1 protein-coding gene is annotated in these 1,026 nt (G+C 66.3%); it reads right to left on the bottom strand.

Features of this window, described 5'->3' with window-relative positions; all coding sequences use genetic code 11:
• A partial coding sequence (locus tag ON30_RS27865; RefSeq protein WP_373282643.1) for a beta-ketoacyl synthase N-terminal-like domain-containing protein occupies positions 1-1,018 on the bottom strand: 1,018 nt, incomplete at its 3' end.
• Between the last annotated feature and the right edge of the window lie 8 nt (positions 1,019-1,026).

Here is a 1,026-nt window from a genome sequence, read left to right as displayed (position 1 = left end):
TCGCCATCAACGCCTGCGCCTCGATCGGATCACCCAACGGCGTCCCCGTCCCATGCGCCTCCACCACATCCACATCCCCACCCGAAACCCCCGCATTCGCCCACGCCCGACGAATCACCCGCTGCTGCGCCGGACCACTCGGCGCCGTCAAACCATTCGACGCCCCGTCCTGATTCACCGCCGAACCACGCACCACCCCCAACACCCGATGCCCCAACCGCAACGCATCCGACAACCGCTCCACCACCAACACCGCCACACCCTCCGCCGGACCGAAACCATCCGCCCCCGCCCCGAACGCCTTGCACCGACCATCCGCCGACAACCCCCGCATCTGCGAGAACTCCACGAACATCGCCATCGACGACCACACCGTCACCCCACCCACCAACGCCAACGAACACTCCCCCGACCGCAACCCCGCCACCGCCATGTGCAACGCCACCAACGACGACGAACACGCCGTATCCACCGACACCGCAGGCCCCTCCAACCCCAACACATACGCCACCCGCCCCGACGCCACACTCAACGCATTACCCTCCCCCACGAAACCCTCGAACCCCACCGGAGCCCGCCCACCGAACCGCGCCGCGTAATCCGCACCCGCGATCCCCGTATAAACCCCCGTCACCGACCCCCGCAACGACCGCGGATCAAACCCCCCGAACTCCAACGCCTCCCACGACACCTCCAACAACAACCGCTGCTGCGGATCCATCGCCGCCGCCTCACGCGGACTGATCCCGAAAAACCCCGCATCGAAATCAGCCACCCCCTCAACAAACCCACCCTCACGCACATACGACTTACCCGCCACCCCCACCCGAGGATCGAACACCCCCTCCACATCCCACCCACGATCACCAGGAAACCCCGACACCACATCCCGCCCCGACACCACCACATCCCACAAATCACCCGGACCCATCACCCCACCCGGAAAACGACACCCCATCCCCACCACCGCCACCGGCTCACACAAACCACCCTCCACCACAGCCAACCGCGAACGCAACGAACGCA

Origin of the sequence: Nocardia takedensis NBRC 100417 (assembly GCF_000308695.1) — a bacterium.
GTDB lineage: Bacteria > Actinomycetota > Actinomycetes > Mycobacteriales > Mycobacteriaceae > Nocardia > Nocardia takedensis.
The sequence above is the reverse complement of the archived record's forward strand: the minus strand, read 5'-3'. Positions and strand labels throughout refer to the sequence as shown.